Here is a 26,386-nt window from a genome sequence, read left to right on the forward strand (position 1 = left end):
GAGGCCGCATGAAACATATCGTCACCGACACCGCGCGCGCCGCCGCCGGTCACTGGCCTCAGCTGCTACCCGCGCTGGGCATCAGCATTAACGCCGCCGGTCAGCACACGCCGTGCCCCGTCTGCGGCGGCAAAGACCGCTTCCGCTTTGACAACAAGGCCGGGCGCGGCACGTGGGTCTGTAACCGCTGTGGTGGGGGCGACGGGCTGGCGCTGGTTGGAAAGGCGCTGGACGTTAACATAAAGGAGGCCGCCTGCCGGGTGGCCGGGCTGATGGGTACGCTGCCGGTTAAGCTGGTTCAGACATCCACAGATAAAACCAATGAAGAGAAGGCGCATGCGCGCCTTAACGCCGCAAAAGAGGCCGCACGGCTTATTGCCGGTGCGAAAGCGCAGGCCGGGAACGCCTACCTGAGCGGCAAGGGGCTGGCTGACGTCAGCGCCCTTACGCTGACCACCGCAAAGCGCATCAGCGACACCACCTATCAGCCCGGCGACCTGCTGGTGCCGCTGACCGGCATTTCCGGCGAAACGGTTAACGCCCAGCTGATTAACGCTGACGGCACCAAACGCACGCTGGCGGGCGGGCAGGTGAAGGAGGCCTTCCTCCGCCTGGGCGAACCCGGCGATATCCTCTGGCTGACGGAGGGATACGCCACCGGCCTGACCGTGCACCGGCTTACCGGCCAGTCGGTTTACGTTGCCCTGAGCGCCAACAACCTGCCCGCGCTGGCTGAGCGTCTGCATGCGGAACACCCTGACGCGATGATACTGATTGCCGCCGATAACGACGAGAACGGCACCGGGCAGCTGCGCGCCGAAGCCGCCGCGAAGCGCTGCAACGGCAGGCCCGCATTGCCGCCCGTCACCGGCGACTGGAACGACGTATTTCAGACTGAAGGGGAAATGACCACTCAGGCGATGCTGACCGCGTTCACGCAGCCGAAAGCGCTCAGCCCCTTTGAGTCGGTCAGCGAGGCCGACCTGAAGGCCATGAGCGCCAGTCAGAAGGCAGAGCTGCTGGCCGCGCACTACCTCAACACGCTGGCCGTGCCGGTCGTGGGGGAGGACCTGTGCCGGTATGAGGGCGGCGCGTGGCAGGTGCTGCCGTACCGCGTGCTCAGCCGCGAGATTGCCGCGCTGTTTCAGAAGGTGCGCGCGCCGTTCTCGGCAACCGGTATCGGCGGCATTGTGGACACGCTCAAGCTGATGGTGCCGCAGATGGGCGCACCGGCCCGCCGGCTGATTGGCTTTCGCAACGGCGTGTTTGATACCGCGACCGGCACCTTTGGCCCGCATAAAAAAGAGAACTGGCTCAGAACCATCAACAGCGTCGACTACACCACTCCGAAGGCGGGCGAGAATCTGGCGGACGATGCGCCATACTTCTGGCAGTGGCTGACGCGGGCGGCCGGACGCAATGAGGCGAAGCAGGAGCGCATCCTCGCGGCGTTATTTATGGTGCTGGCAAACCGCTATGACTGGCAGCTGTTCCTTGAGGTGACCGGCCCCGGCGGCAGCGGGAAAAGCGTGATGGCGTCCATTGCCCGCCTGCTGGCCGGAGAGGACAACACCACGGCGGCGACCATCGACACGCTGGAGTCGTCCCGCGAGCGAGCCGCCGTGGTGGGCTATTCGCTGATTATCCTGCCGGACCAGGAAAAATGGAGCGGCGACGGTGCGGGCATTAAAGCCATTACCGGCGGCGACGCCGTGGCGATTGACCCGAAGTACCGCGACGCTTACTCAACCCACATCCCGGCGGTGATACTAGCGGTGAACAATAACCCGATGCGCTTCAGCGACCGCAGCGGCGGCGTGTCGCGTCGCCGGGTTATCCTGCCGTTCCCGGACGTGATACCGGCGAACGAACGTGATCCAAAGCTGCTGGAGAAGATTGCCGGTGAGCTGGCGGTTATCGTGCGCCACCTGATGCAGCGCTTCACACGTCCTGACGACTCCCGCGAGCTGTTGCAGGCGCAGCAGTCGTCGGAGGAGGCGCTGGAAATCAAGCGCAGCGCCGACCCGCTGGTCGATTTCTGCGGCTACCTGACGCCGCTGAGCACGCCAACCGGGCTGTTTATCGGCAATGCCAATATCCGGCCGGTGAACCCCAGACGCTACCTCTATCACGCCTACCTGTCGTTTATGGAGGCCAGGGGGCATCAGCACCCCATGAGCCTGACGGCGTTCGGCCAGGCGGTACCGCAGACGCTGAAGGAGTACGAAATTGAATTGCTGAAGCGCAAAACTAAGAACGGCATCCAGACCAGTCTTGAACTGAGCGAAGACTGCGAGGCCGACTGGCTGCCGCGCCTCGATGCATAAATCATACGAAAAGATCAAACCGGCTTCGGCCGGTTTGTGCCAGGAGCGGATGTTGCTAACAACAATTTTTTTATTACCAGGGAGCGGGTTATCTGCTGTGAGTATTGTCCGCATTCATAAACATTTATTTCATAAATTCTGTAATTTTTCACGCACATCATAGCAGCGGGCTAAAGCAAACTTATTATTGTGTGCCTTATATGACGTTTCACAATCACTAAGCAGATTTTTAAGCGCAATCAATCTTGCTCGCCTATGCTTGTTTAGAAACACAGAAGAGTTACTTAAAATGACATCGATCTGAGGTTTCAAACTAAACAAATTATCTGCATGATTGATTTTTATTGTAGCAAAGGCCTTATATGTTGTATTACGGTTAGGATGGCCAAGGGGAAGATACCTGTTTTGATACTCTTGCTTAGCACTTTTTTTTTGTTGTAATGTTGCGCTATTCAGGATGATGTTGGCTTTAGCTCTGCCATACTTTTGAAGTTGACCGATATCAACACTTAATTGCCTATGCGATTTGAACGCTGTTCTTAGTGCAAAGACACCACTTAGTGCAGCTACAGCAGCGATACCAATTTTTACATCAATCATTTGGCATTCCTTTGTTGGATTAACTGATCTGCCCCTGTTGTAAAGGCTACTATTCAGCTAATGAATTGATAGTTGTGATAATACAGCCCTACTCGTGGACAACTATGTCTACTTCCCGCTCTTATTGGACACATCACCTGATCAGGCTGGACGCTAGTTGCCAACAGTAAAATTATAAATAGTTAAAAACATTAATATAAGAAGACAGCCTATTATGGCTGCCTTTAAAAAAAATTGATCTAACATAATAATCCACACTTCATAAAAGGAGAGTTTTACTTCACCGCAAAACCCTCAGAAAATTAATTTTCACTCAATCGTCAAGCAACTGATCAAGAATGCTGTCTATACCAGCTGCCTTTTCACTTACAGTTGCAAAAAGGTCATTAAGTATTGGCCTTCGGTCGCTGACTTCCCAAATTATCTTGTTCCTAGATGAGTTTAGAAAAGCAAAACAAGTTTTTTCATCCCAATGGTACTCATCTTCATCTGTGTAATACTTAAACCTCCTTAAGAATACAGCGAGGTTTTTTTCCTTATACCAAGCAGCATAAAGCAAAGGAATAATATCTTCGGTGCCATCTTCAAAATATTTAGGTGGTTCTAAAACCTCCCACTCAATCTTACCTAAAACTGTTCTTTGAATTATTTTAGTAATAAGCGATGAAACCTTATCGTCGGTCATTTTTTAGTCCCAATGTGAATCTTTAATCATTTGTGTTAGAGACGTAGTTAATCCGCCTAATTCACCATATATTTTCCAAGCTTCTTTCACATCAGTTATCTGGATATAACGATATGGCCCTATCAACAGCTTCCTATATTTAAGCTTTGAAAGTAATGATTTAGCTTTTGTATTGTTGGAGCTATCCAGCTTGAGTAAAATGTTTTCAATTAGCCCTGCGCACTTCAAAAACTCAGAAGTAAGTAGTTCAAGATGTATATCTTTTTGCCTCAAATGCCTCAGTATTTCCGATGAACTTTTTGACAAATCTTCGCTAAGTTGAGGGAGCCTCGCTTTTGATAAAAACTTTAATTTAATTTCTTTTGTCTGATTAAATATTATGTAGGTGAAAATAAAACCTATAATAGTAATTAAAAAGCCGACAATAGTCATAATTGTTGATGCATCAACAAGCCACTGAGGTAGATATGACATTTTCATTACATTATTTTTTTTCAATTCATTCCATATTAGATCATCATTTGAGTGAATATCAAGAAAAATTTATAAGCCTGACACCACTAACTATCTTGATGGAAATTTTGAGGGTTAGATGTCATAACTTCTGTTATCACCTTTCACTGGAAGGCGCGAGATTTAATAGTTCCTATCTACTTCCGCTGCTTGCTCAAAGCCGACTTGCAACGTAGGCGATAGGTTCCTTTCAGCCAAGCAATGAAACCGGCCATCTTCCGTAGTGGACGAAAATCCAAACATTGCCATCATACTTCTACGTCTGAAGGTGAATGGTGTTCACCCCGGGTGAAGAGTGGTGAAGAGTACTCGTCTAAGTGATCACCAGGTAACCTAATGATTATTCATAATAAAAATCAAAGGTGAACAGGGTGAACACTTTTTTGTAAAATCTTTTTTTTTGAAGATAACCTGTGCATTTAGTTTCATAAATTCTTAACTTATCACCAATCGTAAAGCCAAAGACGTAATGGCATTGGTATACGCTTAGGTATACCAATCAAAGTTGAACTCATAACAATCACTTGAAAACATAAAGTTGCGGATAAAATTCAGATTCCGCCAGCGACCAGACCCATTCGATGAAGTCCTGAAAGCCCGCAAGGCGTAAGCCCTGCGGGCTTTTTTGTATCTGTAACCCTTACGAAATGATCCGTCTGAATCCAGAGATAATTGCCCGGCTCAAACGGCAACTGGCGGAACAGGCCGGGGAGTTGGCCATCCTCCTAAAGCCGCGAGATAATTAGCGAAGCGCCTGAAATGAACTATGTCTTCATTGACAATCACCAGGTTGAATTCAGTATCAAAGCCATGTGCCATATGTTACGGGTCGCGTGCTGTTATCGGCTGGTCAATGTCATCGCGCATGACGGCACAACTGGCCCGTGAGGGACTAGAGATGGCGTTGTGGCGACGAATACATCCGGAAAATGCCATTGTTCATACAGACCGGGGTGGACAATACTGCTCAGAGGATTATCAGGCGCTACTGAAACGGCATAATCTGCGGGGTAGCATAAGCGCAAGAGGCAACTGTTACGACAATGCCTGTGTGGAAAGCTTCTTTCACTCGCTGAAAGTGGCATGCATTCACGGAGAAAGGTTTACCCGTCGGTAAATCATGCGCACGGCGGTATTTAATTATACAGAGTGCGATTACAATCGCTGGCGACGCCACAATGCATGTAGTGGACTCAGTAAGGAACAGTTTGAAAACCAGAACCTCGCTTAGGAGCCTGTCCACATTACGCGGGTAGGCTCATGACCGAGGGGTTTATGGCGGTGCAGCTATGATGGGTGTATGTACAGGTATAGGTATAACCACTGTCGGAGTTGGAGGTGTTGCATGCGCAGCCGTAGGTTCGGTGATTGGTGGGTATATGGGAAGCACGGGCGCAGAAACAATCATCAATAAAGTAATAGAATATTATGATAAATAATCAAATGTTAGCACACGCAGCGTTATTTTTTGGACTGGCAGGCAGTGGTTTAATATTCCTTTCGTTTTTGATCTATGTAGTAAAAAGACAGGATTATTATAAGTTAGTCTCATCCTATACGAATAAATACGACTTCCCTGCTCCATATTCTTTCTACCATATGGTCGGTTTTTTTGGAGCGTTCCCGGTAATTCGATTCTTTATAAAATTAAGCCAGAAAAAGAAAATGTATTTTTTAGATCACACTAATCCTGCTTATTCTTTTTTTGATGATAATCGGTTAAAAATTCATTCATGGATGAAGCTCTTTACCTTTTTATGGCTTACGGCGACGGCGTGTCTTGTCTTTTTCGCTTTTTTGGGCCTGCTTTTACCGTGATCATAGCAGTGGACCTATCAGATATAGAATCATTGCGCAAAATTCGCATTCATTTGTTTATTACCCGCTGAGAGTCCGCAGACATCAGAAATAAAATAGAGTTAATAAAATAAGCTTAGAAAGGGAAAAGGACAACGTTTAGCACGTAACGACACTCCCCTGTCACTTAAAACCATAAAACTTAAATTAATAACTGACCAGTATGGCTCCTAAATCCTACAGATGTAGGATGAAGACTACGACAATAAATCTTTCCTCTCATACTTTAAAGTTAACATTGGAAGTATACTTATTTTCCGCTAAAAATGATGACTGCGTGATATAAGTTAACCATGGGCCAGCATTGAAATAAAATAACTTCTGTCAATATTCTTTAATCAGGATATCGCTGGCCGTGAAATGCTTTATGTCTCTCAGGGTATTCATATTTATAATTTAAGGTAATGTTTACATGTCACATCCACTAACTGGAATAAAAGTTTTAGACTTTACGGGTGTTCAATCAGGGCCATCCTGTACGCAAATGCTGGCATGGTTTGGTGCTGATGTTATAAAAATTGAAAGACCGGGCGTTGGGGATGTTACCCGCCACCAGCTGCGCGATATCCCCGATATCGATGCTCTTTATTTCACTATGCTCAACAGTAATAAGCGTTCCATTGAATTAAACACTAAAACGCCGGAAGGCAAAGAGGTGATGGAAAAACTTATTCGAGAAGCAGATGTTCTGGTGGAAAACTTTCATCCGGGTGCGATGGATCATATGGGCTTCACATGGGAGTATATTCAGGAAATTAATCCCCGATTAATTTTCGGTTCGATTAAGGGTTTTAATGACTGCTCGCCATACGTAAATGTTAAAGCGTATGAAAACGTCGCTCAGGCCGCAGGTGGCGCAGCGTCAACCACAGGTTTTTGGGACGGCCCGCCGTTAGTCAGCTCAGCAGCATTAGGAGACAGCAATACCGGGATGCATCTGCTGATTGGATTGCTGGCCGCGTTGCTACACCGGGAAAAAACGGGCCGTGGCCAGCGTGTTACCATGTCTATGCAGGATGCAGTTCTGAACCTGTGCCGTGTCAAATTGCGCGATCAGCAGCGTCTTGAAAAAGTCGGTTACCTTGAAGAGTACCCTCAATACCCGAATGGTCAATTCGGCGATGCAGTGCCTCGTGGTGGCAATGCAGGCGGTGGCGGCCAGCCTGGCTGGATCCTGAAATGTAAAGGGTGGGAAACCGATCCAAACGCCTATATCTATTTCACCATACAGGAACAGAACTGGGAAAACACCTGTAAAGCGGTTAATAAACCTGAATGGATTAATGATGCGGCTTATAGCACCGCAGCTGCACGCCAACCTCATATATTTGATATCTTCGCTGAAATTGAAAAACACCTGTCAAATATGGACAAGCATGAAGCCGTGGCATATTTAAGCCAGTACGATGTGCCCTGCGCTCCAGTATTAAGCATGAAAGAAATTGCACGTGATACCTCTTTGCGTGAAAGCGGAAGTGTTGTGGAAGTTGAACAGCCTCAGCGCGGTAAATATCTTACCGTGGGTTGCCCGATGAAGTTCTCTGGATTTACGCCGGATATTAAAGCTGCACCATTATTAGGCCAGCATACAGACGATATTCTTAAAGAACTGGGTTATAGCGAAGAAGAAATTAACGTTATGCGTACCCATAAAGCCATTTGATATTGCGGGGAGCCCTCAGGCTCCTCCTGCCAGTTAAAACATTGAGGTTTATATGTCTGAGCAAGCCCGCTTGACAGATGGTATGCATATCATCGTCGAAGCACTGAAGAAAAATAATATCCATACTATTTACGGCGTCGCCGGCATTCCAGTAACCGATTTGGCCCGTCATGCACAAGCGGAAGGCATCCGTTATATTGGTTTTCGTCATGAACAGTCCGCGGGATATGCCGCTGCGATTAGCGGTTTTATCACTCAAAAACCGGGTATCTGCCTCACCGTGTCAGCCCCCGGTTTCCTGAATGGTTTGACAGCCCTGGCGCATGCGACGGTAAATGGTTTTCCAATGATTCAAATCAGCGGTTCAAGCAATCGTGCAATCGTCGACCTCCAGCAGGGCGACTACGAAGAGCTGGACCAGATGAACGCGGCGAAGCCTTATGCTAAAGCGTCTTATCGCGTTAACCGGCCCGAAGATTTAGGCATTGCACTGGCGCGCGCCATCCGTGCCGCTGTCTCTGGACGTCCGGGCGGCGTTTATCTGGATTTAACCGCCGAGGTTCTTGCAGCGCCACTGGAGAAAGATGCCGCAGCAAAATCGATTTTCGCTGTTGAAAATGCTGCGCCGCAATACCCCCCCTGCCCCTCTTCGGTAAATCGTGCGCTTAGTTTACTGGCGAGCGCAAAGCGCCCATTGATCATCCTCGGTAAAGGCGCAGCATATTCGCAGGCCGATGGGCCTATTCGCGACTTTATTGAGACGACTCAGATTCCTTTTTTACCCATGTCGATGGCAAAAGGATTGCTGGAAGATACGCACCCGCAGTCGGCTGCCACCGCCAGATCTTTCGTACTGGCGAACGCGGATGTGGTGATGTTAGTGGGCGCCCGCCTTAACTGGCTGTTATCGCATGGTAAAAAAGGCTGGGCTCAGGATACACAGTATATTCAGTTAGAAATTGATCCCCAGGAGATAGACAGCAACCGCCCCATTGCGGCCCCGGTGGTCGGCGATATTGCATCCAGCATGCAGGCATTTGTCAGCAAAGTTCTGGAACATCCTTTCGTTGCTCCCCGTGACTGGATTGAATCACTGGACCAGCACCGGCAGCAGAACGTGGCAAAAATGCACGACAAGCTCTACACCGAAACGCCGCAGTTAAACTATTTCAATGCATTGCGTGCCATACGAGATGTGCTTGATGAAAACCGCGATATCTATGTTGTGAACGAGGGGGCAAATACCCTTGATAATGCTCGTAATATCATCAATATGTATAAGCCCCGCAGGCGTCTTGACTGTGGTACCTGGGGTGTGATGGGCGTTGGACTGGGCTACGCTATTGGCGCTGCGGTCACATCTGGTAAACCCGTACTGGCGATTGAGGGAGACAGCGCATTTGGTTTCAGTGGTATGGAGATTGAAACGATTTGTCGCTATAAGCTGCCGGTAACCGTGGTCATTTTCAATAACGGCGGCATTTATCGCGGCGACGGCGTGAACCTCAGCGGCGGCATGGACCCTTCTCCGACGGATCTCCTGCACCATGCGCGTTATGAAAGAATTGCTGAAGCTTTTGGTGGAATGGGTCACCACGTTACGACGGCGCCTGAACTTCAGGAGGCCATAACGACCAGCCTTAATTCAGGCCAACCTACGATCATTAATGTAGTCATTGATCCTGCGGCGGGTACGGAGAGCGGACATATTACCCAGCTTAATCCTAAGCAAATCCAGTAAAACTTTTTTCAGCCTTTTCATTACCGCACCACTTCTCGCTGTTAAAGTGGTGCAACATTACGGATATCGTCATGTTTAGCTTTTTTTTGAGTGATTTATTACCCATCATTGTGGTGATGCTATTAGGTTATGCCAGTGGTAAGCGCCATACGTTTTCTGAAGAACAGGCGCGCGCGCTAAATAAATTAGTGCTTAATTTCGCCTTGCCCGCTGCCTTATTTGTCTCTATTGCGCGTGCTGACAGGGATATGATATTTGCCGATACCCGGATGACAATCGTCGCGTTTATTGTTGTACTCGGCTGCTTTTTTTTCTCATGGTTCGGCTGCTATACCTTTTTTAAACGTACCCGTGCAGAAGCGGCTGTCTGCGCACTCATTGCCGGTTCTCCTACCATTGGTTTTCTCGGATTTGCAGTACTTGATCCGATTTATGGTGACTCCGTAAAAACGGGCCTGGTCGTCGCGATTATCTCGATTATCGTTAACGCTATTACTATTCCTATTGGACTCTATTTGCTTAATCCCTCTGCAAGAGACGACGATAAGGGGAGTAGCGGAAAAAGTGCTCTTGTTTCGGCATTTAAAGAACCCGTGGTATGGGCCCCCGTACTGGCTACAGCATTAGTCTTGCTCGGTATCAAAATACCCAATGCGTGGGAGCCTTGCTTTAACTTGATAGCACAAACGAATTCTGGCGTAGCCGTATTTGCGGCGGGTTTGACGCTGGCTGCACATAAATTCGAATTCAGCCTGGAGATTGTTTACAACACCTTGCTAAAACTGATTTTAATGCCGCTGTTGATGCTATTGGTTGGGTGGCTGGTCCACGTTGATGCGCAACAATTGCAGATGATGGTGCTGGCTGGCGCATTACCGCCTGCATTCTCGGGTATTATTATTGCCAGCCGCTTTAATATATATACCCGCACAGGGACCGCATCGCTGGCTGTTAGCGTGTTGGGGTTCATTGTCACAGCGCCCATGTGGATTTATATCAGTCGTCTTGTTGCCTGACCCATGATTTTTGAAAGATGATAATAATAGCATCTGTATAGAATACCTTCCGATAATGCCGGGCAATTCGCCGCTCCGGCATTTACTGTAAGAGATCATTATTATGAATGAATCAATTTCTAAAGGGCCTTTTGATGGCCTGTTAATTATTGACCTGACACATGTTTTGAACGGTCCATTTGGCACACAGATCCTGTGTGACTTAGGCGCTCGCGTGATTAAAGTTGAGCAGCCTGGCCACGGTGATGATACCCGAACTTACGGTCCTTATGTTGACGGTCAATCCCTCTATTATAGTTTTGTAAACCGTGGCAAGGAGAGTGTTGTACTTAATTTAAAAGAGGATAAAGACCGCGCAATATTTATCAATATGCTACAAAAGGCAGATGTCCTTGCCGAAAACTTCCGTCCAGGAACCATGGAAAAGCTGGGCTTTTCCTGGGAGGCATTGCAAAAAATAAATCCCCGGCTGATTTACGCCTCATCATCAGGTTTTGGGCATACCGGTCCGATGAGAAATGCTCCCGCTTATGACACTATCATTCAGGCAATGAGCGGAATTATGATGGAAACCGGTTTTGCCGATGGCCCGCCCGTGAGAGTAGGAACATCCCTGTCGGACCTGTGTGCAGGCGTCTATATGTTTTGCGGCATTGCCAGCGCGCTTTATGGACGAGAAAAAAATGGCCGGGGAGCGCATGTTGATATCGCGATGTTTGATTCCACGTTGTCATTCCTCGAGCACGGTTTGATGGCATATATTGCGACAGGAAAATCACCGGAGCGGTTAGGTAATCGTCACCCTTATATGGCACCTTTTGATGTATTCAATACTCAGGATAAACCCGTCACGATTTGCTGCGGTAATGACAGCTTATTCCAGGCTTTATGCAAGGCGTTGGATCTTGAGGCTCTGCCAGCGGATCCGCGTTTTGCCAGTAATGTGATGCGAGTGCAAAATCAAGCTCAACTGAAAATGAAGCTTGAAAGCGTTCTGAACACCCAACCTGCTGATTACTGGTTAAGCCGTATTCACCAGGCAGGCGTGCCAGTTGCCCCCTTGCTGAGCGTATCCGAGGCCATGGAGTTACCTCAAACACAGGCCAGAAATATGCTGGTCGAAGCTGGCGGAATTCGGATGCCAGGTAATCCAATCAAAATAAGTGGTTATCCCGATCCACATATTCGTCCCGGTGCCGCTGCACTAGACCAGGATGGAGTGAAAATACGCCAGGAGTTTAATTAAACCCGGCCTCCGGTCTGGGGATAACAATCTGTTCATGACTTGTAAGTGATGAACAGATTGTCACTCCGGTGCCATTATATGCGGATACCGGCTGTCACATGCCCAAACAAACTCTTCCAGCGCCTGTACGCCCACTTTTTGAGTGGAGCCTGTTAGTGGCGCCTGATAGTATGACGCTGATGAACATATAATTAACATCATACCAGGCTAATCACCGGGAAACAGTTCAGCAGCGCAATGATGCTGATAGTTCCCCATGTGTTGAACGCATCAGTTAACAACGACTAGTATAAATTCTATTTTTATTAATTTAACCACAAGTTTTTTCATCCATCTGATTTACAATGTTTTTCTGGGACAGCATACGCAATTATTTTTTTGACAAAATAACCTCGGGCAAGTAATGTTTTTGATGAGCATTGATGCTCATCAAAAACATATGAAGGAGTATTGTAATGACTATCCGCCTGTTGGTATAGGATGAGTGCCTCATGATTTCAGGTGCTAATGCCAACTCTAATTATGAAGGTATCAGACCAAACAGGAATAAGAGTCGTGGTGGAGCACCTGATAGTTGTGCAAATAACATTGGCATAGGTGCAATCCTCGGATCTCTTTCAGGTATCGCTGCAGGCCCAGCAGGAGTGACTGGGATGGCAACCTTAGGTGGAATTACAGCCGGACTGGGTTCCTGTAATAATAGCCCATACAACGGTAATAATAGCAAAGGCGGGGGTAGAAACGGTGGACCTAATTATGGAGCGCAATGTACGTGGTAAATAAGGATGATACTGTATCAAAAAGGAGTGCCCGCCTTCGATCTCCACGCCTAAGATACAATTTAATAACTGCCTTATGGATATTAACTCTGGGCCTGATTTCAAGTAAGACCAACCTTAGTGAAAGCAGCCTGATTTCGCACCCCCGGGATTTACTATCCTGGATATTTATAATAATTGGCGCCAGATCTTTTTATGACTATGTTTTTAAATTTTTTGATTGGTATAATTCAAAGTAGTTACCAGAGGGCCTAAAAAAGCCCCTCCTTTACCGTCTCGATGAAATAACGCGCTGGTTTATGTAAATGTGTTAGTTCTGTGGTTTTAGCTAACTCGGTTCCGGCCAGGCCGATGCTAAAGCTGTTCCACTGAGTGCGACAGGTGGAGCCATGCAGATAGCCCCCCGGGCGCAGGGATGCGCGAGGTGAGGCGCCAGGGGGATTCATACCCTCATTTCATGCCAACCGCAGCATGACGGCGATAATCATTTTTCTTCCTTAATGTGGGCAATATGGGTCTTTTCCAGCCACTCAATCGGCCGATTGGCCCCTGCAATTTGGCCACGGCGAATTCCGCCTTCACCCGGGATCAATTTTTTATACCCTAATGTCTTGTTTTAACTGTAATTAGATAAATTACCTCGCTGAAGAATAAAGGCAAAAGCCATTTTTTTTGTTAAAATTGCACTCATTGTTCAGACTCTGCCAGTTTTTCCCGTATCGCCGTCTGTGTTATTGATACGAAAAGCGGCTGAAATAAGGTATAAAGCCGCATGAAAATCCCAAACAGAATCCAACCTCTGGTCGATGATGGCCTGATAGACGATGTGCTCCAGCGGCTGAAAAGCGGTAAGGAAGCAGATGTCTACACCGTTTTATGCGGTGAAGAGGTGCGCTGCGCCAAAGTCTATAAAGAAGCCACGCAGCGAAGCTTTAAGCAGGCCGTGCAGTACCAGGAGGGACGTAAAGTCCGTAACACGCGTAATACCCGCGCCATGCAGAAGGGTTCGAAATTCGGCCGCAAGCAGCAGGAGGAGTCCTGGCAGACGGCGGAGGTCGATGCGTTATTCCGCCTTGCCAACGCAGGCGTACGCGTACCTCAGCCCTATATGTGTATTGACGGCGTGTTGTTGATGGAGCTGGTGACCGGTGTGGATGGCGGCGTTGCGCCACGCCTTAGCGATGTGATTTTGTCGCAGGAGAGTGCCGTTGCTGATTTTGATACGATGATCCGCAATATCGTGCGCATGCTGTGTGCAGGCATTGTTCATGGTGATTTATCGGAGTTTAACGTGCTGTTGGATGGCCAGGGCCCGGTGATTATCGACCTGCCTCAGGCTGTCGACGCTGCGGCAAACAACCATGCTGAATCAATGTTTATGCGTGATGTGGACAACATCACTACTTATTACGCTCAGTTCGCCCCGGAATTATTGCAAACACGTTATGCGAAAGAAATCTGGATGCTGTATGAAGATGGAAAATTAACGCCAGAGACGCCGCTAACCGGTTTGTTTGTTGAAGAGGCGCATGATGTGGATATGGACTCCCTGATGGATGAAATTATTTCAGCAGAAGATGAGTACTATGAGCGTCAGCGGGCAATGAAAGAACGAGACACTTAAATCCGTGACGAAAAAATATAAATTTACGGTTATGCGTACTCGTTCAGGGCTGTAAATCTTCAACAACACGTTTTTGTCGCCGCGTCACTGCCATCTGCTCCGTTTATGAGGTTGAAGTGAGTAATCACTTCGATCTGCTAAGAGATGGGATTTTTAGTACTGCCAGCCGCATGCACTTCGTTTATCACTGCCCTTTCCCTGCCAGCACTGGTATTCATTTAGCTTTAAAGCTACAAATGTAATGATAAAGGCTTAGTGCACTTATATTCCATTAGTTATTGCATTTATCGCTTTCCCCCTAAGCCCAGCCTCATATTGATTCATTTTTTGATATAGAATATCAGGGATGACTTTATAACTCTTTAGACGGTGAATTCCATGCTTTACATTCCTTCCCAAACGTTAACTTCCAATTCCAATTTGATAAAAAGCATTAATGATACCAACTCAACCCCAGACCAGAGAAATTCATTTGGCACGATTCTAAACATTAGAAATAATAACATTAATATAGCAAGATCTAAATTTTTATCAGGAATGCTTAATAATGAAAATAATCCTGCAGCAACAACTGCAGTAGCGTCATCAGTAATTGTGAAAAAAATGCTTACGAGCAATGAAAATGTCAGGTTGCCAAAAGAAATAGATGCGATAGTTGATGAAGTGAAAAATCTAAACATTGATAGTCTGGATAAAATTGGTGCGGGATCTTATGGTACATGTTTCCGATATGGTGATTTTGTTATTAAATATCCAGTCAATAGCCAGGGTCACTCAGTAGACTGGTCTTCAGACTTACATCAGAATGCCCAACCCAATCGTGTAAGCTTATATTTAAACCAGGCTAATGAAGATCCGGATTTTTCCCGGCCGGGAAAGGGATTATTTCAAGGTAAAGTTGTCGATGTCTTAGTATCAAAATTCATCAAGGGTGAAGAACTGGCTATCGAACAGGATGATAATTATTTCCGTGCCAGCGACCTACTCGAGTCTCGGGGATTATACATGTACGACATTAACGTAACAGGTAATGTTTTAATTGATGCTAAAGATAACCTCTATTTCATAGATGGCGATCAGATGGTACTTTCTGGAAATGAGCGCAAGGGAAGGAAGCTTTCTGACGCAACAATACAACTTGAAGATGTCATTAACACTTCACTGGACTATAAAATATATCAGGCTAAAAAAGCAGGGGATAAAGATGACATTGAATATTACGAATCCTTGCAACAAGAATATGATCGCATCCAAAACCCCCATACTAATTTGTCAATTCACAACGGGTCTGTTAAAAGTCTTTCGGACTGATTCCACATAGGAGGGGCCGGCGCCAGACCGGGTTGTAGAACACTGCAATACATCGCAACGCGGACCAGACCGCGAGTTTTATCGAACCGTTTTCTGACGCGCCTTTTTTCATCGAAATGAAGAATGACTTTGCCCCGCCAGAGAGGCTACTGCATCAAGCCCAAAGTTGCCATGAGCCCTGTGACTCTGTGACTCTGTGACTCTGTGACTCTATGACTCTATGACTCTGTGACTCTGTGACTCTGTGCTTACGCCCTAATACAGCTCCGGCTAATTATTGGCTTATTTTAAATTTACAGTCTAATCCTAAGGCATCCGGTGGCGGGTCGTGCCATCCTTTCCTACACTGTTGAACTCGATAACGTTTGATGAGGAAGTTATGAAAAAAACAATTATTGCACTCTCTGCACTTCTGCTGGCATCCCCTGTTTTTGCCGCAACCACACACGCTACTGATGATACCGTTGCCGCTGCCGATCAGAACGCTGATACCGCGAAAGAAAAGCTGCATCAGGCACAGAACCAGGGTGAAGAGCTGAAGCTTAAGTCCAAACATGCCGCTGAAGGCAAAAGCGATAACCTGAGCAGCAAGGCGAGCGAAGGGACGCAGAAGACCTGGCATAAGACTAAGCAGGGTACTGAAAAAGGGTGGGATGCCACCAAAGAAGGTACGCAGAAAGGCTGGAATAAGACCAAAGAAGGCACCACCGAGCTGAAAAAGAAAGTCACTGAATAATTGTTCATTTGACCATGAGGCCGCGAAAGCGGCCTTTTTTATGTGCTGTTGCTGCCCCTCTGACATTTTTGCTGCTACATAGCGCGCATCTGCTACGCCATCCCTGCTTTTTTCCCCGCTAACAGAGCCAGGCTTTAATAAGCGCGTTCTGGCAGTCATTGATCCTGTTGCCGTTCCGCTTCGCCTGAACAACAACTGAACTTTCTGTTGGCGCGAGCCACTTAAAAGTAAATTTACTCACCCATTACGGTGTCCGTTCGATTTTCACCAATACTACAGGATAATAATCATGAATGTTTCAGGATCGGGCAATAGCGGGTCTCCCACCTCATTAGCAAACCAACCCCAGCAGAATGTGTCTCCGGAACAATCAGAGACACAACGTTCACAGGCCGATCCACGTCCCCAGCGACTGTCCCGGCTTCCGGGACCGGAAGTTTTATTCCCCGGTATCACGGCTGCCACTACCGTGACACCGGCACAACATGCCCGTGAAAACCCGCTGCATATGTCTCCCTCTCCAGGCTGGTCCCGACATTTATCTACAGAGGCCGTCGAAGATCTCCTGACTGAAATGAATCATAACGGGCTGGCACATGTCGCATGGGGCTCAAAACCAGTATTTTATCTTGAAGGGGCTAATGAGGGTGGCAGCTGGCCACACTTTGCTGATGCGCAGGCCAATGGTATGAAGCATGGTTTCGCCCTGATCCCTTCAGCTAATAACCGTTCTGCCTCACCAGACGATCATGAGGGATATCTGATTAATATTAGCAATGCCCTTAGAGCCATTAATGGAAATAAGCAGCTCTTTTCAGAACGGTTTAATCTGCCAGCTGCAACTGATGCTGGTTTCATTTTGCAGCATCACGTCTTTCCCATGCTGGAGCAGAAGACGCACAATGATGAACCTGAAATTACCGCCGTTCTGCTCGGCTTTGGCCACGAAAACGCCCACGCTTTTAATGACATTAACTCGGGTAATTCAGCACAAAGGCAAAGTGTGCGGCAGCAAAATCAGTCCCTGAACGATTACGTCAGCTCGCGTCTGGATGCAATGTCAGCACAAAACACCCGAGGTCTTCAGGCTCCTGCTATCCCCTCATTTATAAAATTTGACTCACCTGCCACACGCGCAAGCCTGGACAACTATATCACTGAGAGCAGCCGTATTCAGGATGCGCAAACTGACCTGATTGACCGTCATGAGGATCCCAACGTAATGGATGATAATGAAAATGATGAGGCTCTCGAAGAGGAACAACGGATGATGGCTTCCGCGCTCATGCGCAGACTATGTCAGGAACCTGCGTGATTCCTCATTTTGCATAATTACCGCTACCCTGTCCGGCTGTCAACGGCCTTTGGCAATGCAATAAGGCAGCAAGCCACTGCCTGTCTCACGTACGCAAACGATTACTCCGTATTAAAAACCTTAAAACGGGCCTCTTCCCCCCTTTTCAACGGAATCCGCAAATTAAATGTGAACTGCATCACAATTCAACTTAACTGAAATGAAACAGAGTTTGACAAGTGTGACCAATCTCTATTTCCTAAGTCCTGGATAGCGGCACACTGCTGCAACATTCGACGCGGGTGATTTTAGCTGTGAAAACAGTCGCCCTTTCCTTCTCTGCTGACGACTTAAGAAGACCATCGCAGTGGCTGCAGAAAATGGTCATTAAGCATGTGGTAATAAAATGAAATATAAAATACTGATAGCTGGCGCCTTAGCAGCGCTCTCTTATAGTGTCTCTTCAGCGGCGGAAACCACGGCGGCCGCGGCCACCACGGAAAGCCCACAGTACACTTCCGACTGGTGGCACCAGAGCGTTAACGTTGTCGGAAGCTACCACACCCGTTTCGGACCGCAGTTCAATAACGATGTGTATCTTGAATATGAGGCCTTTGCCAAAAAAGACTGGTTTGATTTCTATGGCTATCTGGACCTGCCCAACTTCTTTGGTGTCGGCAACTCAAACGCTAACGGCATTTTTGACCACGGCACGCCGCTGTTTATGGAGATCGAACCCCGCTTCTCCATTGATAAGCTGACCAACACCGACCTGAGTTTCGGCCCGTTCAAAGAGTGGTACTTTGCTAACAACTATATCTACGATATGGGCCGTAACAGCGATAACCGTCAGAACACCTGGTACATGGGTCTGGGGACGGATATTGATACCCATTCCGATGTCGGGCTGTCGCTGAACGTGTATGCGAAATACCAGTGGGAAAATTACGGTGCCGCCAATGAAAACAGCTGGGATGGCTACCGCTTTAAGGTGAAGTACTTTGTGCCTATCACCACCCTGTGGGGCGGTAACCTGAGCTACGTTGGCTTTACTAACTTTGACTGGGGTTCAGACCTGCGCGACGAGGGCGGCTCTTCACGCACCAGCAACTCAATTGCATCGAGCCATATCCTCTCTCTGGGCTACGATCACTGGCACTACTCCGTGGTGGCGCGCTATTTCCACAACGGGGGACAGTGGGCTGACGGCCAGCAGCTGAATTTTGGCAACGGGCCATTTGAAGTGAAGTCTACCGGCTGGGGATACTATCTGGTTGCCGGTTATAATTTCTGATTTTATCAACGCTGACTCAACGCCAGCCGCTTAATCCGCGCTGGCGTTGTGGTTTCTGGCATTCACCGTGCCATTCTTTTCCATCGGACGTATACTTCCCCAGGCAAATACTGCGTAATCAAAAGGAATTTTTATGTCTGCCATGCCTGCCGCAAACGGCGTGAAGCTCCGTCCCCTTGAGCGGGAAGATCTCCATTTTGTCCATCAGCTGGATAACAACGCCAGCGTGATGCGCTACTGGTTTGAAGAACCCTACGAAGCCTTTGTTGAGCTTTCAGACCTGTACGTTAAGCATATCCACGATCAGAGCGAACGTCGTTTTGTTGTCGAGCATCAGGGCGATAAGGTCGGCCTGGTCGAACTGGTTGAAATTAACCATATTCACCGCCGCGCCGAGTTTCAGATCATTATCGACCCTAATCATCAGGGGAAAGGCCTGGCCAGTAAGGCCGTTAAGCTGGCAATGGATTATGCTTTTTCGGTGTTAAACCTTTATAAGCTGTATCTGATCGTTGATAAAGAAAATGAAAAGGCGATCCACATTTATAACAAACTGGGGTTCGAGGTTGAGGGAGAGCTCATCCATGAATTCTTTATTAACGGTGAATACCGTAACACCATCCGTATGTGCATTTTCCAGCCGCAGTATCTGGCGCGTCACAAACCGCCCCACACCATGGTAAACCCCACCGCGCAGTAGCGGGTTGCCGCTGCCATCAAGGGGCCGCCATGGCCTGGCCCCTTCCTGCCGTTAACCGCGCGCGCCGACCGGATTCATAATGGTCTGCACCTTTTGCGGTTCGATGTTATACATGCCACCGTTAAACGGATCGACGATCAGCCAGCCCGGAATGCCGCCAAGTGGGATATTGCCCAGGATGTACCACAGGTTTGCATGCTCCTGGAGGGGAATGGTCTGCGGGACGTAGCCCTCACGCTCCAGCTGGAGCGTATACTTTTTCTTACCCAGATAGGTGCCGTCCGATTTTAGCAGCGAGACGGTTTTCGGGGTTATCCCTTCGGCCACTGTCCTGCCCGTTTCGTCCTGCACCACGAATTTAACGCCCTGCGGCCAGGTCTGAACGGAGACATCCTGACTTTGGTCGCCCACGATGGTGGCACAGCCGCTGAGTAACCACGCTGAAGCCAGCGCTATCAGTAACCTTTTCATAAGTAATCCTGCATCCTCAAATATTCAGAATAGTCTAAGCGCAGTACGGCAGGTTTTCATCCATTACGCCCGATAGGTACGGGCGTAATAAGGCAAATTTACAGGGGGTTATCGGGCGGTATAGCGCTGCGCGATGGCGGCGATATCCGCAGGCGTGGTGCGACAGCATCCCCCAATCAGTTTCGCCCCGGCGGCCTGCCAGGCCGTCAGATTATCCGTGAACGAGCAGGATGACGCATCGCTGTGCCAGCTCTTGCTGACAGCATCATACTGTTCACCCGAGTTGGGATAGACCACCAGCGGCTTTGAGGTCAGTGAAGAGAGCGTTTGCAGCGCGGCGGTAACCTTATCCAGCGCGATGCAGTTGATCCCCACCGCCAGCGCCTGGTCACAGCCGTTAAGATACGTTACGACCTCAGACAGCGGCGTGCCGTCGCTCAGATGCTCGCTGTCCCGTAGCGTAAAGGCAAACCACGCGGGCGTGCCGGGAAATTCACCCAGCAGCGCGACCAGCGCCCTGATTTCCCCGAAGGAGGGCAGCGTTTCACAGGCCAGAATATCCACGCCAGCGTCCACCAGCGCGCGAAGGCGGGGGCGATGAAATGCCATCATTTCCGCTTCGGGCAGTGAATAGTCACCGCGATATTCCGAACCATCGGCGAGGAAAGCGCCCCAGGGGCCGACCGAGCCGGCCACCAGCAGCGTACCCGCATCAGGTTGCGTCGCAAGATAGTCCGTTCTGGCGCGTCGGGCCAGCTCAACGCTTTTTGCTATCAGGGCCAGCGAAGCCTGTTCATCAAGTCCTCTTTTCGCAAACCCCTGCGGCGTGGCCTGATAGCTGGCGGTAATCGCCACCTGTGCACCGGCGGCGAAATAATCGTGATGAACCTGATAAATCAGCTCGGGGTTTTCAATCAGCACCTTTGCAGACCACAGCGAATCGCTGAGATCGCAGCCGCGCGCCTCCAGTTCGGTTGCCATTGCGCCATCCAGTATCAGGCCAGCGGCGACCCGCGCGGCTATAGAGTGATCAATCTGCGGCATGATGGGTTTTCCTGTTCTGTTCGCGCTTTTTCAGCAGCTGAGTGAAATAATACGCCCCGTAGCAGATCGCTACGAAAGGCAGGCCAAAGTATAACGCAACGCGCTGTTCAGGATCGAATGCCAGCCCGACGCAGGCCAGCAGGCAGAGTAAAAAGCCGAGGATCGGGGTAATCGGAAAGAACGGTGCCCGGTACTTCAGCGCTGAGAGCGGTTTTCCTTCACGCAGGTGTGCACGGCGGAAAAAATAGTGTGAGGCGCAGATGCTTAGCCAGACGGCAACCACCGCAAAGCCTGATATGGCAGAGAGCGCCACAAAGACCGTATCCGGTGCCACGACGCTGGATAATAGCGCCAGCAGACCGCCCAGCATGCTGACTGAGATGGCAATCAGCGGTATGCCACGCCGGGTCAGGCGGGCGAAGCAGCGCGGTAGCGTTTGCTGATTAGAAAGCGACCAGAGCATCCGCCCTGAGGCGTACAGCCCGGAGTTGGCCGCCGAGAGAATCGCAGTCAGAATAACAAAGTTAAATATATCAGCGGCGTAGGGTATGCCTATCTTTTCAAAAACCAGCACAAACGGGCTTTTGACAATCCCTGCCTGATCCATTGGGATCATGGCCGCCAGGATCAGTACGGTGCCGATAAAGAAGATAATCAGTCTGGCGACGGTCGTGCGGATCGCCAGCGGCAGTACCCGCTCGGGATCCTCGGTTTCCCCGGCGGCAATACCAATCAGCTCGGTACCGGAGAAGGCAAAATTAACCGCGACCATGGTCATCAGAATCGGTAATCCGCCATGGGGCAGCCAGCCTGAGGCGGTCAGGTTATGAAAGAACGGTGCACTGCTGCCATCTTTTAGCGGAATAAAGCCAAACATCGCACCCGCGCCGAGGATAATAAAGGCCAGTATCGTGACGACCTTAATCACCGAGAACCAGAATTCCCCTTCGGCGAAAAACCGCGATGAGATAACGTTGAGCATAAAAATCAGCACGCAGAATATCAGGCACCAGAGCCAGACCGGCGACTGGGGGAACCAGTACTGCATACAGAAGCCGGCGGCGGTCAGGCTGGAGCCCAGCGCAACGGTCCAGGTGAGCCAGTAGAGCCACGCTACGGTATAGCCGGTAGCCGGACTGAGATAGCGCGCGGCATAGACGTGAAACGCCCCCGTCTCCGGCATCGCGACCGACAGCTCTCCCAGGCTGAGCATTACCAGCCATACCACCAGCGCACCGATGATATACGCCAGCAGGGTGCCTGCTGCGCCGGTGGTAGAGATGATGTACCCCGTATTGAAAAACAGACCGGTACCAATGACACCGCCCAGTGACAGCATCACCAGATGGCGGGTTTTCATGCTGCGCTTAAATTTTTGCGCATTTTCCTCTTCAGCTTGCTGCATTTCGCGTTATCCGTATAGACGTCTAAACTTCCACAATCCAAGCGTTATACCGATTCCGGCAGGCGAAAGCAACGTTACAAAGTGTGAGGAGAGCGGGCGTGATACGGGGTCAGCGCTGCCCTTTCCGACAGACGCTGAGAGAGGAAACGGCAGTTTATTTAGCCAAACAGCTGTTCAAGGTAGCGCTCAAGGGCAGCGCGGGAGCTAAAGCCATGGGGAATGCCGTAGTGGTCCTGACTGTCGCCAGCCAGATACATGGGGAACTGCACGTACTGATCGCAGGTCTTCATATCGGATGCCGGTGGCGCAATGCCGTGGCTTTTTTCTTTTAAGGTTGGATGGATCACCAGCGCCGTCCGCCCCATCCTCGCTTCGCGGTTAACATAGACATAATTATCGCCTCGGCGATAACCGTAAGCTTTGGTCGTGACCGCATCCACTTCAAATCCGGCTTTTTCCAGCACGCGGGCAACTTCATCAGGGCGTAAATACATGCTTATTCCTCTAAACCAGCAAACGGTGCAACCTTACACAGCGTCGGCGCGCAGGGCATTCGGAATAATCCATAAAGCCGTAATTTCACGGTGAAGGTCACTAAAAACTCTAAGGATAGTCTATAGTTAATATTACATTTCATTTGCAGGGGAGAGAATAATGTTTAATCGGAAGACTAAAAACGAAGACATTGATATCAATCAGGACGTCACACAGCTGGCAGACACCCTTGACGATCTGCTGAAGTCCTACGGCAGTAAAGCGAAAGATGAAGTTGATGGTGCCCGCTCCCGCGCTGAGAAACTGTTAAAAGAAACGCGTGCCAAAGCCAACGGCGGGAATCGCGTTACCCAGGCGGCGAAAGACGCAGGCGGTCAGGTTGACACTTACGTCCGCGATAAGCCCTGGCACGGCGTGGGCATTGGTGCTGCATTAGGTATTTTCGTCGGCGCGCTTATCGCGACGACCACCACCTCACGTAACTAACACCGCGTTATCATCCAAATTACGTCTCACCACGCTTAGTTATCATCCCGATCCTCGCAGCGCCTGCTGCGGGGATTTTTTTTATCCGCCATAAAACCCGTCTCAGCAAGGCTTCATAGCCGCTTCCGCCGCCTTTTTTGACTCACCCTCCGGGAATTTACAATTTGTGTGGTTGCAATAGCCAGGCACTATATCTAGTATTTAGTCATCAACTAAAACACTACATATGGCGAAGCGGCGGCGCAGTCGCGCATTAAAACTGCATCTGACGAGACGTCAAAGTGACCACAAGGTAAATACGAATCATGCGCATTATTATTTACACAAAAAACAACTGTGTCCAGTGCAACGCAACCAAAAACGCGATGGATAAGCAGGGTATCCCTTATCAGCTGGTTAACCTTGATCATGAACCCGATGCCGTTGAAACCCTGAAGGCGATGGGTTACCGCCAGGTGCCGGTGGTTATGGCTGAGCAGGATCACTGGAGCGGCTTTCGTCCCGACAAGATTTTAGCACTCAGGCAATTCGCCGCCGTCGGAGCCTGACGCATATGTCCACGCTGGTTTATTTTTCCAGCCAGTCGGAAAATACGCACCGCTTCGTGATGCGCACCGGTTTGCCCGCACAACGTATCCCGCTGGACGGATCAGAATCGCTGCGGGTCGATGAGCCCTATATTCTGGTGGTTCCCAGCTATGGCGGAGGGACCAGCCGGGGGGCCGTGCCGCGTCAGGTCATTCAGTTTCTGAACCTTCTCCCCAACCGACAGCTTATCCGCGGCGTGATTGCTGCCGGTAACCGTAACTTCGGAGAAGCCTACTGCCTTGCCGGCAGCATTATTGCGCAAAAGTGCGACGTGCCCTGTCTTTATCGCTTCGAGCTTTTGGGCACCGCCGACGACGTCGCAAATGTTTATCAGGGAGTAACCGCATTTTGGCAACAACAGAGAGTACACGCATAGCCCCTCAGCCTGCCGGGCTGGATTATCACTCGCTTAACGCGATGCTGAATCTTTATGATGCCGACGGTCATATCCAGTTTGATAAAGACCGTGAAGCCATTCGGCACTATTTCATTCAGCACGTCCTGCCCAATAGCGTCCAGTTTGCGTCGGTCGAAGAGCGCCTGCGCTATCTGGTGGCGGAAGGATATTATGAAGCGGACGTGCTTAATGCTTACCCGTTTGAATTTGTCCGTACGCTGTTTGAAAAAGCCACGGCCCGCCGCTTTCGTTTCCAGACCTTCCTCGGCGCCTGGAAATTTTACACCAGCTATACGCTGAAGACGTTTGACGGTAAACGCTATCTGGAAGGCTTTACCGAACGCGTCTGCATGGTCGCGCTGACGCTGGCAAAAGGCGATGAAAGCCTGGCGCTGGCACTGATGGAAGAGATGCTCTCTGGCCGCTTCCAGCCCGCCACCCCAACCTTCCTGAACTGCGGTAAACAGCAGCGCGGCGAGCTGGTCTCCTGCTTCCTGCTGCGTATTGAAGATAATATGGAATCCATTGGCCGGGCGGTTAATTCGGCGCTGCAGCTTTCGAAACGCGGCGGCGGCGTAGCATTTCTGCTCTCTAACCTGCGCGAAGCGGGTGCGCCCATTAAGCGTATCGAAAATCAGTCCTCCGGGGTGATCCCGGTGATGAAAATGCTGGAAGATGCCTTCTCTTACGCCAATCAGCTGGGTGCCCGACAGGGGGCAGGCGCGGTTTATCTGCATGCCCATCATCCCGATATTCTGCGCTTTCTCGATACCAAGCGGGAAAACGCCGATGAGAAGATACGCATCAAAACGCTGTCGCTGGGGGTGGTGATCCCGGACATTACGTTCCAGCTGGCGAAGACCAACCAGCCTATGGCGCTGTTCTCCCCCTACGACGTGGAGCGCCTCTACGGTGTACCCTTTGCCGACATCAGCATCAGCGAAAAGTATGAGGAAATGCTGGCAGACGAGCGTATTCGCCGCACCTTTATCAGCCCGCGTGAGTTTTTCCAGACGCTGGCTGAGATCCAGTTTGAGTCCGGCTACCCGTATATCATGTTTGAAGATACGGTCAATCGCGCTAACCCGATTAAGGGCCGGATCAATATGAGTAATCTTTGCTCAGAGATCCTCCAGGTGAACACGCCAACCGGGTATAACGAGGACCTCAGCTATCGCCATATCGGCAAGGATATCTCCTGTAACCTGGGGTCGCTGAATATTGCCCACGCGATGGACTCGCCAGACTTTGCCCGCACGGTGGAAATTGCCGTGCGTGGATTGACGGCGGTTTCCGATCAGAGTCATATCCACTCCGTTCCCTCCATCGAAAAAGGGAATGCGCAGTCGCACGCAATCGGGCTGGGACAGATGAATCTGCACGGTTTTCTGGCGCGGGAAGGCATTCAGTATGGATCCGAGGCCGCGCTGGACTTCACCAATCTCTATTTTTACACCATCACCTGGCACGCGCTGCGCACCTCTAATCTGATTGCCCGCGAAAGAGGTGAACGCTTCGCCGGCTTTGAGGATTCGCGCTATGCCAGCGGCGAGTACTTTGATCAGTACATCAATCAGCCCTGGCTGCCGCGAACCGAACAGGCGGCCGCGCTGTTTGTCCGGGCGGGCATTACCCTTCCCGACCAGCAGGCGTGGCGGGATCTGCGCGATGCGGTGATGAAATTCGGCATCTATAACCAGAACCTGCAGGCTATTCCGCCTACCGGCTCGATCTCCTATATCAATCACGCCACCTCCAGTATTCACCCCATCGTGTCGCGAATTGAGATCCGCAAAGAGGGGAAAACGGGGCGGGTCTATTATCCGGCGCCGTTTATGAACAACGACAACCAGGCGTTTTATCGTGACGCCTACGACATCGGCCCTGAGGCGATTATTGATACCTATGCCGAAGCCACCCGTCATGTCGATCAGGGACTGTCGCTGACGCTGTTTTTCCGCGATACCGCGACGACCCGCGATATTAATAAAGCGCAGATCTACGCCTGGAAAAAAGGTATCAAGACGCTTTACTACATTCGCCTGCGTCAGATGGCCCTGCTGGGAACCGAAGTGGAAGGCTGCGTCTCCTGCTCGCTCTAATTTACCGTTGGG

The 26,386-nt window shown here is 49.8% G+C and carries 23 protein-coding genes and 1 pseudogene; 17 read left to right on the top strand and 7 right to left on the bottom strand.

What is annotated here, in order from left to right; all coding sequences use genetic code 11:
- Positions 1–8: 8 nt before the first annotated feature.
- Positions 9–2,327, top strand: a complete 2,319-nt coding sequence (locus tag A1830_RS18315; protein WP_067709583.1) for a primase-helicase zinc-binding domain-containing protein — start codon at positions 9–11, stop codon at positions 2,325–2,327.
- A gap of 129 nt (positions 2,328–2,456) precedes the next feature.
- Here the strand turns inward: A1830_RS18315 and A1830_RS18320 are convergent, their stop codons facing one another.
- The 3 genes from A1830_RS18320 to A1830_RS18330 form a co-directional block, all read right to left on the bottom strand.
- Positions 2,457–2,927, bottom strand: a complete 471-nt coding sequence (locus tag A1830_RS18320; protein ID WP_067709584.1) for a hypothetical protein — start codon at positions 2,925–2,927, stop codon at positions 2,457–2,459.
- A 313-nt stretch (positions 2,928–3,240) separates the two neighbouring features.
- A complete protein-coding gene (locus A1830_RS18325; protein WP_067709586.1) occupies positions 3,241–3,612 on the bottom strand; it encodes a hypothetical protein in 372 nt (123 codons plus the stop codon).
- 3 nt (positions 3,613–3,615) lie between these two features.
- Positions 3,616–4,110 carry a hypothetical protein gene (locus A1830_RS18330; RefSeq protein ID WP_156485036.1) on the bottom strand — a complete coding sequence of 165 codons (495 nt, stop codon included), beginning with the start codon at positions 4,108–4,110 and terminating at the stop codon, positions 3,616–3,618.
- An 844-nt stretch (positions 4,111–4,954) separates the two neighbouring features.
- Between A1830_RS18330 and A1830_RS22320 the strand changes: the two are divergent.
- The 12 genes and pseudogenes from A1830_RS22320 to speG form a co-directional block, all read left to right on the top strand.
- Positions 4,955–5,356, top strand: a pseudogene (locus A1830_RS22320) (IS3 family transposase); the annotation flags it as partial.
- 197 nt (positions 5,357–5,553) lie between these two features.
- The gene (locus A1830_RS18335; protein ID WP_067709590.1) at positions 5,554–5,943 is read left to right on the top strand and encodes a hypothetical protein; all 390 of its coding nucleotides are present in this window, start codon (positions 5,554–5,556) and stop codon (positions 5,941–5,943) included.
- A 451-nt stretch (positions 5,944–6,394) separates the two neighbouring features.
- Complete coding sequence (frc, locus tag A1830_RS18340; RefSeq protein ID WP_067709592.1) at positions 6,395–7,645, top strand: formyl-CoA transferase; 1,251 nt, start codon at positions 6,395–6,397, stop codon at positions 7,643–7,645.
- Between the two features lie 52 nt (positions 7,646–7,697).
- Positions 7,698–9,386, top strand: a complete 1,689-nt coding sequence (gene oxc, locus A1830_RS18345) for an oxalyl-CoA decarboxylase (protein WP_067709594.1) — start codon at positions 7,698–7,700, stop codon at positions 9,384–9,386.
- A gap of 71 nt (positions 9,387–9,457) precedes the next feature.
- Entirely contained in the window at positions 9,458–10,402 is a 945-nt protein-coding gene (yfdV, locus tag A1830_RS18350) for a transporter YfdV (protein ID WP_067709597.1), read from the top strand.
- A 103-nt stretch (positions 10,403–10,505) separates the two neighbouring features.
- Positions 10,506–11,648, top strand: coding sequence for a CoA:oxalate CoA-transferase (yfdE, locus tag A1830_RS18355; protein ID WP_067709599.1), 1,143 nt, complete (start codon positions 10,506–10,508; stop codon positions 11,646–11,648).
- Between the two features lie 1,551 nt (positions 11,649–13,199).
- Complete coding sequence (locus A1830_RS18360; protein ID WP_067709601.1) at positions 13,200–14,051, top strand: PA4780 family RIO1-like protein kinase; 852 nt, start codon at positions 13,200–13,202, stop codon at positions 14,049–14,051.
- 378 nt (positions 14,052–14,429) lie between these two features.
- Positions 14,430–15,362, top strand: coding sequence for a hydrogenase (locus A1830_RS18365; RefSeq protein ID WP_156485037.1), 933 nt, complete (start codon positions 14,430–14,432; stop codon positions 15,360–15,362).
- A 379-nt stretch (positions 15,363–15,741) separates the two neighbouring features.
- Positions 15,742–16,098 carry a hypothetical protein gene (locus A1830_RS18370; protein WP_067709605.1) on the top strand — a complete coding sequence of 119 codons (357 nt, stop codon included), beginning with the start codon at positions 15,742–15,744 and terminating at the stop codon, positions 16,096–16,098.
- 289 nt (positions 16,099–16,387) lie between these two features.
- A complete protein-coding gene (locus A1830_RS18375) occupies positions 16,388–17,413 on the top strand; it encodes a hypothetical protein (protein ID WP_156485038.1) in 1,026 nt (341 codons plus the stop codon).
- Between the two features lie 385 nt (positions 17,414–17,798).
- The gene (locus tag A1830_RS18380; protein ID WP_067709609.1) at positions 17,799–18,686 is read left to right on the top strand and encodes a nucleoside-specific channel-forming protein Tsx; all 888 of its coding nucleotides are present in this window, start codon (positions 17,799–17,801) and stop codon (positions 18,684–18,686) included.
- A 142-nt stretch (positions 18,687–18,828) separates the two neighbouring features.
- On the top strand, positions 18,829–19,386 hold the full coding sequence (gene speG / locus A1830_RS18385) for a spermidine N1-acetyltransferase (RefSeq protein WP_067709612.1): 558 nt from the start codon (positions 18,829–18,831) through the stop codon (positions 19,384–19,386).
- 51 nt (positions 19,387–19,437) lie between these two features.
- Here speG and A1830_RS18390 read toward each other — a convergent pair whose 3' ends face one another.
- The 4 genes from A1830_RS18390 to A1830_RS18405 form a co-directional block, all read right to left on the bottom strand.
- Positions 19,438–19,857, bottom strand: a complete 420-nt coding sequence (locus A1830_RS18390) for a hypothetical protein (RefSeq protein WP_067709614.1) — start codon at positions 19,855–19,857, stop codon at positions 19,438–19,440.
- 108 nt (positions 19,858–19,965) lie between these two features.
- Entirely contained in the window at positions 19,966–20,901 is a 936-nt protein-coding gene (gene mmuM / locus A1830_RS18395; protein ID WP_067709616.1) for a homocysteine S-methyltransferase, read from the bottom strand.
- The gene (gene mmuP, locus A1830_RS18400; protein ID WP_067709619.1) at positions 20,888–22,306 is read right to left on the bottom strand and encodes an S-methylmethionine permease; all 1,419 of its coding nucleotides are present in this window, start codon (positions 22,304–22,306) and stop codon (positions 20,888–20,890) included. Before mmuP ends, mmuM begins: the two co-directional genes overlap by 14 nt.
- Before the next feature lie 158 nt (positions 22,307–22,464).
- Positions 22,465–22,800 carry a DUF2002 family protein gene (locus tag A1830_RS18405; protein WP_067709622.1) on the bottom strand — a complete coding sequence of 112 codons (336 nt, stop codon included), beginning with the start codon at positions 22,798–22,800 and terminating at the stop codon, positions 22,465–22,467.
- Positions 22,801–22,960: 160 nt separating this feature from the next.
- Here A1830_RS18405 and A1830_RS18410 point away from each other — a divergent pair, with 160 nt between their 5' ends.
- The 4 genes from A1830_RS18410 to nrdE all read left to right on the top strand — a co-directional run bounded on the left by A1830_RS18410 (position 22,961) and on the right by nrdE (position 26,374).
- Entirely contained in the window at positions 22,961–23,287 is a 327-nt protein-coding gene (locus A1830_RS18410; protein WP_067709624.1) for a DUF883 family protein, read from the top strand.
- A gap of 305 nt (positions 23,288–23,592) precedes the next feature.
- Complete coding sequence (gene nrdH, locus A1830_RS18415) at positions 23,593–23,835, top strand: glutaredoxin-like protein NrdH (RefSeq protein ID WP_067709626.1); 243 nt, start codon at positions 23,593–23,595, stop codon at positions 23,833–23,835.
- 5 nt (positions 23,836–23,840) lie between these two features.
- Positions 23,841–24,251: a class Ib ribonucleoside-diphosphate reductase assembly flavoprotein NrdI gene (gene nrdI, locus A1830_RS18420; RefSeq protein WP_067709628.1), complete on the top strand. Its 411-nt coding sequence runs from the start codon at positions 23,841–23,843 to the stop codon at positions 24,249–24,251.
- Positions 24,224–26,374 carry a class 1b ribonucleoside-diphosphate reductase subunit alpha gene (gene nrdE / locus A1830_RS18425; RefSeq protein WP_067709631.1) on the top strand — a complete coding sequence of 717 codons (2,151 nt, stop codon included), beginning with the start codon at positions 24,224–24,226 and terminating at the stop codon, positions 26,372–26,374. The genes nrdI and nrdE overlap by 28 nt, the downstream gene beginning before the upstream one ends.
- Positions 26,375–26,386 lie beyond the last annotated feature (12 nt).

The sequence above is a fragment of the Erwinia sp. ErVv1 genome (genome assembly GCF_900068895.1).
Lineage (GTDB): Bacteria > Pseudomonadota > Gammaproteobacteria > Enterobacterales > Enterobacteriaceae > Erwinia.